General features: G+C 64.4%; 8 protein-coding genes. 6 read left to right on the top strand and 2 right to left on the bottom strand.

Annotation, left to right across the window (positions count from 1 at the left end; translation table 11 throughout):
* The 3 genes from I5M_RS31360 to I5M_RS11530 form a co-directional block, all read left to right on the top strand.
* Window positions 1-433, top strand: a 433-nt coding sequence (locus I5M_RS31360; RefSeq protein ID WP_148287861.1) for an ImmA/IrrE family metallo-endopeptidase, incomplete at its 5' end; no start/stop codon positions are given.
* Between the two features lie 507 nt (window positions 434-940).
* Window positions 941-1,177: a DUF4160 domain-containing protein gene (locus tag I5M_RS11535; RefSeq protein ID WP_022721546.1), complete on the top strand. Its 237-nt coding sequence runs from the start codon at window positions 941-943 to the stop codon at window positions 1,175-1,177.
* Complete coding sequence (locus tag I5M_RS11530) at window positions 1,158-1,403, top strand: DUF2442 domain-containing protein (protein ID WP_031336103.1); 246 nt, start codon at window positions 1,158-1,160, stop codon at window positions 1,401-1,403. Before I5M_RS11535 ends, I5M_RS11530 begins: the two co-directional genes overlap by 20 nt.
* 973 nt (window positions 1,404-2,376) lie before the next feature.
* On the opposite strand, the gene I5M_RS11515 is transcribed toward I5M_RS11530, so the two are convergent.
* Together I5M_RS11515 and I5M_RS11510 are read right to left on the bottom strand one after the other, a co-directional pair.
* Window positions 2,377-3,054, bottom strand: a complete 678-nt coding sequence (locus tag I5M_RS11515; protein ID WP_199900031.1) for a DsbA family protein — start codon at window positions 3,052-3,054, stop codon at window positions 2,377-2,379.
* Window positions 3,055-3,182: 128 nt separating this feature from the next.
* On the bottom strand, window positions 3,183-3,662 hold the full coding sequence (locus I5M_RS11510; protein WP_022721541.1) for a DUF721 domain-containing protein: 480 nt from the start codon (window positions 3,660-3,662) through the stop codon (window positions 3,183-3,185).
* A gap of 27 nt (window positions 3,663-3,689) precedes the next feature.
* Here I5M_RS11510 and mutY point away from each other — a divergent pair, with 27 nt between their 5' ends.
* The 3 genes from mutY to I5M_RS11495 form a co-directional block, all read left to right on the top strand.
* Entirely contained in the window at window positions 3,690-4,799 is a 1,110-nt protein-coding gene (gene mutY / locus I5M_RS11505; protein ID WP_022721540.1) for an A/G-specific adenine glycosylase, read from the top strand.
* A 130-nt stretch (window positions 4,800-4,929) separates the two neighbouring features.
* Window positions 4,930-5,466, top strand: coding sequence for a PAS domain-containing protein (locus tag I5M_RS11500; protein WP_022721539.1), 537 nt, complete (start codon window positions 4,930-4,932; stop codon window positions 5,464-5,466).
* Window positions 5,429-6,718: methyl-accepting chemotaxis protein (locus I5M_RS11495; protein ID WP_022721538.1), on the top strand; the 1,290-nt coding region annotated here is incomplete at its 3' end. The genes I5M_RS11500 and I5M_RS11495, both read left to right, overlap by 38 nt.

Here is a 6,718-nt window from a genome sequence, read left to right as displayed (position 1 = left end):
CGGTCGGCCGAAGAGAACTAACCGATTTGCATCGGCGTTCTTGATCCCTGAGCGCGATGTTAGAGCAACCGTGCCAAGACGAATTACATTGGATGCGGTGTTGGTTTGCAAAAAGCGCTGGCGTGTATCGGCCATGGCGATGGCTTACCGTATGAACGCATTGAGCTTGCTTTCAGACTGGCAGTATAAGTCGATCTGTATCGAACTTGGTAAGCGCGGTTTTCGTGCTGGAGAGCCCGGTGGTATCGAGCGAGAGACTTCAATTGTGTGGAAGAAAGTGCTTACGCAGCTGTGGTCAGAGAAGATAACTAAGAACGATATTGCGGCAAGTCTGCATCTGCCATTGGACGAGTTAGAGGGGCTTATCTGGAATCTGACTAGTGTCGATCAGCGTCCTTCTAGTCAGGCAGATAGCCGGTTGCGAGCTGTCTAAGAAATCAGCGGTTCTGCCCCGCATGACTTTCGTAATACTAAGCATCGGACGGGATTATGCGATCCGTAGCTCTCCGGCTCGCTATGATACGACGGGCGTCGCCGCGCGCTTTCGCGGCCTCAACGATTACGGATTCCTGGCTCGCGCTCCGCGCGCCTCCGGATGACGAACGAGGGATCATCCCCTTCGGCGCCTTCGGTAATCACCTGCGGTCGCGCTCGGCTCGAACGGCTTCGGCAGGCGAGATCGAGAGGATGGCTTCGCCATGATGTTGCAAACGCTGCTGCAAGTCGCCGAGTGATGGCGGTTTCCGCTCACCTCTGAGCAGATAGTCGGATACCGACAAGCCTGATCGCGCCGCGCTCGATGTCAGCGACCGCCGCAACGCGTCCGTCGTTTTCCGGATTTTCGACTTTCTCGCCATGTGAAAAGGATGGTGCACGTGGCGGCGCGCGTCAATGCGTAACACTAAAGGCTTGAGCCGTGATCGGCTGATCGAGGTGCTCCATGCCGACCGTTCTGCGCTGGGGACCGTACCGCGGCTTCTTCTATTCGAACGAGAGTGAGGAGCCGCCGCATTTGCACGTTCGATCAGGCGACTGCGAAGCCAAATTCTGGCTCCATGATCTGTCACTGGCAGCAAACGCCGGATTTTCGGCGCACGAAATCGGCGCTATTATCCGGTATCTTGGGAGCCATCGCGACGAGCTCGAAGGCAAATGGCATGAGCACTTTGGAAATTAATGTCGGCGACCTGCGGCCGGTGTCGGTTGTGTTCACGGCGGACGAATTGGTCGTCACGCTGGCCGATGGGCGCCGGATTGCGACGCCGCTCGCCTGGTATCCGCGACTGCTCGCTGCCAGTACGGCAGAGCGGGGCAATTACGAGTTGATGCCGATGGGCATCCACTGGCCGGATCTCGACGAAGACCTCGGGATTGCCGGGATGCTCCGCGGTCGTCGGGCATAAGAAATGGTCGCCTCCAAACCATGCACTGGAATCGAGCCTCCGGATATCGCCGAGGACCGGCAGCGGCTGGCGCGATACCATATGGGCCGCGAAACGGTGCCGTTCGCCGAGGTAAGCGCTTGGGTCCAAAGCTGGGGTACTGCCGACGAGCTTCCGCTGCCATCCCCCAGAAAGCTCGACTAGCTGCCGATCTGATCTTGACTATATTCCTATTTCGTGTATCCTCCGCCTCGTCCTGTCCGTGAGGGGCGCTTTCGCGAGGCGTCGTTGAAGCGGGGCAGATCACCACGCTGGGCAACCAGCGGGGTCAATGCCCGGCGAAGCTGGCGTCAGCCAGCGAAGCCGGGTGGATGCGGTCCCCGCGGTCGTGCTTCGCAGGCACGAACTCGGGCGGCATCGGAGCCACCGGTCTCGGCCCACTAAGAGGCCGCGCCGTTCTCGGTAGTTGGTGTTTCGGCGAACGGCGGGAAACCGTCGGGATGGCGAGCAAGGCGCTCGGGCCGCTGCACCCATGGAGCCGTCCGAAAGCCGAAAAATGCCGCCGTGGGCGCGCCGCGAGGCGAGCGCGGTTACTTCGCAAAAGTAATCGCGAGACTACGACCCATTCCGCGCCGGACGGCGCGCCCCGCCCCTCGCTGTGAAGCGACGGGTGCATGGCTCGGACGCATTCAGCGCCGCGAGAGCGATTTGGCGTGGCTGTTTGACATCTCGACATCCACCAGCGTCATGCTGAGGCGCGAGCGCAGCGAGCCTCGAAGCATGGGCCGCGCGCGGAGCGCATCCTTCGAGGCTCGCCCTTGCGGGCGAGCGCCTCAGGATGACGGCGTCTGATTGGAAAAGCCGCGCTTCGCCAGCTCAACGCGACACGCGTAGGGTGGATGAGCGAAGCGTCATCCGCCGGCGGCGTCGCGTGGTGATAAGTAGGTGGCAGATGGCGCGCTACGCGCTTATCCGCCCTACGAAGCTACAGAGCTCAGCTCTTCTTCGCCAGCAGCGCGTCGATCTTCTTCGAAAATTCCTCGAACGAGGCTTCGCCGCGGAGCATTTCGCCGTTGATGAAGAAGGTCGGGGTGGCGTTCACCTTGAGGACTTCGCTGGCGTATTTCTGGTCGGCGGCGATCTTGTCGAGCAGCGCCTGGTCCTTGAGGCACTTCTCGACTTCCTCATTGGACAGGCCGCCCATCTTGCCGATGCGCTTGAGCTGATCGGTGGTGTCCTTCAGCACCCATTCGGCCTGCTGCTTGAACAACAGGTCGGTGACGGCGAAGTACTTGCCCGCGTCGTCCTTGGCGATGCAGCGCGCCAGCATCGAGCCGGCGGCGGCCTTGATGTCGAGCGGGAATTCCCGGAACACGTAGCGGATCTTGTTGGTGTCGATATAGGCCTGCTTGACCTTGGGGAACACCTGCTCGTTGAAGGCGGCGCAGTGCGAGCAGGTCATCGAGGCGTATTCGGTGACGGTGACGGCGGCGTCCTTCGGGCCGAGCGCCATGTCGGGCAGCGACTGCGGCTTGGCGACATCGGCCGCGGTGGCGGCATCCTTGCTCTGGGCGAAGGCGGCGTCGATCAGCCGGAGCGGCGACAGGCCGGCGACCGCGGCGAGGCCGGTCAGCGACAGAGCGGCGGTGAAGGTGCGGCGCGTGATCATCAAAGGCTCCGGCTGGTGGGCGGCTTGAAGGCGATGGGAGGCGGCCGAACGGCCGCCGAAGAAGGGTTTTCGCTAGCTTGAAACCGCAAATGTGGCAATGCCGGGCCGAAAGTCGCGTTCAGCCCGGCGCGTCACTTCCGCTTGATCACGGCGCCGAGCTTGGCCAGCGCGGTGCGCAGCTCGTCGTCGGCGACCTCGCCAAGTTCGGCGGCGACGCGGTCGACCGCGGCCTTGTCGAGCACACGCGGCGGCTTGCGGACGGGGCGGCGCGACAGCGGCGCCTGGCGCAGCGCCAGCTTGCCGATGGCGTTCCAGCCGAGGAAGCGGTTGACCCGCTCCAGGATCACGTCGGCCGAATGCTGGATTTCCAGCGCCATCGGCCCTTCGACGCGCAGCACCAGCGTCGCCGGCAGTTGCGGCTGACCTTCGACCGGCCGCGGCCATTGAATCTTCAGCGGCTCGGAATGCGCGGCGATCTGAGCGCCGGCGATCTCGGCCCAGCGCGTCACCAGCTCGCGCGCCGCGAAGCCCTGTTTGGCGAAGGCGTCGGCCAGCGTCGCGGCCAAAAGGCCGGACAACGGCTTGGCGGTGATCGGGCCGGGCTTGCTCATGGAGATACGCTTTGCGACGATGACGGTATGGTTTTAACAGGCGCCGCCCCGCGGCGGAAGCAATCCCAGTCCGAAAGCGACCACGCGAACGCAGCCGATCGTCCGGCCGCGCTGCTCGCCTGGTACGACCGCCATCGCCGCAAGCTGCCATGGCGGGCGCTGCCCGGCGTCGCGGCCGATCCGTATGCGGTGTGGCTGTCCGAGATCATGCTGCAGCAGACCACGGTGCGCGCCGTCGGTCCGTATTTCGAAAAGTTCCTGGCGCGCTGGCCGAGCGTCACCGATCTCGGCAACGCCTCGCTCGACGACGTGCTGCGGATGTGGGCCGGCCTCGGCTATTACTCGCGCGCCCGCAACCTGCACGCCTGCGCGGTGGCGGTGACCCGTGATCACGGCGGCCGCTTTCCCGACACCGAAGAGGGGCTGCGCGCGCTCCCCGGCGTCGGGCCTTATACGGCGGCGGCGATCGCGGCGATCGCGTTCGATCGCCACACTATGCCGGTCGACGGCAATATCGAGCGCGTGGTGTCGCGGCTCTACGCGGTCGAAGACGAATTGCCCAAGGCCAAGCCGCGCATCAAGGAGCTGGCCGAGACGCTGCTGGCGGGCAGCCGCGCCGGCGATTCGGCGCAGGCGTTGATGGATCTCGGCGCCACCATCTGCACGCCGAAGAAGCCGGCCTGCGCGCTGTGCCCGCTGATGCAAGGCTGCGCCGCACGGCTGCGGGGCGATGCCGAGAGTTTTCCGCGCAAGGCGGCGAAGAAGACCGGCGAGCTGCGCCGCGGCGCCGCCTTCGTGGTGATCCGCGGCGATAGTGTGCTGGTGCGGACGCGCGAAGCCAAAGGCCTGCTCGGCGGCATGACCGAAGTGCCGGGTTCCGATTGGTTTGCCGGTCACGACGATGCGGATGCCAAAGCGCAGGCGCCGCAGGTGAAAGATCTGTCGCGCTGGAACCGCAAGGCCGGCGTGGTCAGCCACGTGTTCACGCACTTCCCGCTCGAACTCGTGGTCTACACCGCGCACGCGCCGCCCGGCACACGGGCGCCGGCTGGCATGCGTTGGGCGAAGATCGCGACGCTGCAGGACGAAGCTCTGCCCAATCTGATGCGCAAGGTGATCGCACACGCAATCGGATAGGCGAGTTCAGATCGCCCGTAAGAATACGAAAATTGTACGCACCGCGGCGCGAAGCCGCAGCCATTAACTCAACCTTCAGTCGATCGCTCCTAAGGGTGATTATCATCCTTCCCCTTCGGAGCCCCCGGTGATGGCTGCTGAGATACGCCCCACCGGCCGCGAAGTGTTCTTCCCGGCCAAAGAGTTGATCGTTTCCAAGACCGATCTCAAGGGCCGTATCACCTACGCCAATCGCACCTTCTGCCACATCGCCGGCTACAGCGAAGAGGAACTGCTGGGCCAGCCGCACAGCATCATCCGTCATCCCGACATGCCGCGCGCGGTGTTCAAGCTGGTGTGGGACACGATCGCGTCGGGCCGCGAGATCTTCGGCTACGTCAAGAACATGGCGCGCTCCGGCGACCATTATTGGGTGTTCGCCCATGTGACGCCGTCGTTCGACGCGCAAGGCAACATCGTCGCCTATCACTCCAATCGCCGCACGCCCGATCCCAGCGTGGTCAAGAACGCGATCGCGCCGCTCTACGCCGAAGTGCTGCGCATCGAGCAGAGCCACCGCAACGGCAAGGATGGGCTCGCGGCCGGCTACAAGGCGCTGGTCGATTTCGTCGCTTCCAAGAAGGTCAGCTATGACGAACTTATGTTCGCTCTCCAAAGCGCAGCTTAATCTCGCGATCGTCATCGCGGCGTCGTCGGCGGCGCTCGGGCTCGAGGCATTGGACTATCGCAGCGCTGCGATGAGCATCCAGGCGCTGGCGATCGTCGCGACCGCGGTCGCGCTGTATCGCATGGTTGAGACGACGCGGTTGATCGCCAAAGCGCGGGACGTCTGCATCCGGATCGCCGGCGGCGATTTCGAAGCCCGCATCCTGCATATCCCGGATAACGGCCGCACCGGCGAGATGCTGAGTGCCATCAACGACGTGATCGACGGCTGCGATGCCTTCGTGCGTGAAGCCACGGCTGCAATGCAGGCGGTGCAGGAGCGGCGTTACTTCCGCCGCATCCTGCCGGGCGGCCTGCACGGCGCGCTGCTGCGTGGCGCGGTCAGCATCAACGACGCCACCGAAAGCCTCGAAGGCCGCATCCAGAACTTCGAGAGTCTGGCGGTGCAGCTCGAAGGCGCCGTCACCAGCGTGGTCGGTTCGCTCGACGATGATTCGCGCGGGATGCGCGACACGGCGGGAAGTCTGACCACCGGCGCGTCGTCGACGCGCGAACGTCTCATCGCCGTGGCTACTGCGTCCGAGGAGGCCAGCGCCAATATGCGCCATGTCGCCGATGCCACAGCGGGATTGTCGCGCAGTGCCGGCGAGGTCGGTGCCGAAGTCGGGCGCTCGACCGAGATCGTGAGCCGCGCGGTGGCGCAGGTCGGCGAAGCTTCCGCCAACGTCGCGGCGCTGCGCAGCGTCGCCGAGCGGATCAGTGAAGTAGTGAAGTCGATCGAGGGCATCGCGCGGCAAACTAATTTGCTTGCACTCAACGCTACGATCGAAGCCGCGCGCGCGGGCGAAGCGGGTCGCGGTTTCGCCGTGGTGGCGCACGAGGTCAAGCAATTGGCCGAGCAGACCGCGAGCTTCACCGGCGAGATTGAATCCCAGGTCGATCACGTCCACGGCGCCGCCGACATCGTTGGCCGCTCGATCGGTGAGATCGGCACGGTGATCGCCGAGGTCGAAGCCATCACCAGCAAAGTGGCGAACGCAGCGCATGCGCAGTCGGCTGCGACCGCCGACATCGCCCAGACGGTCGAGCAGGCGTTCTCTGTTGTGGCCAACATCGCCACCAGCATCCAGACCGTCACCGAAACCGCCCGCGACACCGAACGCTACGCCGCCTCGACGCTGGAAGCGTCAGGCCACCTGTCGTCGCAGTCCGAACAGCTCGCCCATCAGGTGCGCGATTATCTCGGTCAGGTG

The sequence above is a fragment of the Rhodopseudomonas sp. B29 genome (assembly GCF_000333455.1).
Classification (GTDB): Bacteria; Pseudomonadota; Alphaproteobacteria; order Rhizobiales; family Xanthobacteraceae; genus Rhodopseudomonas.
Note: the sequence above shows the minus strand (reverse complement) of the source record. Positions and strands in the feature narration are given on the sequence as shown.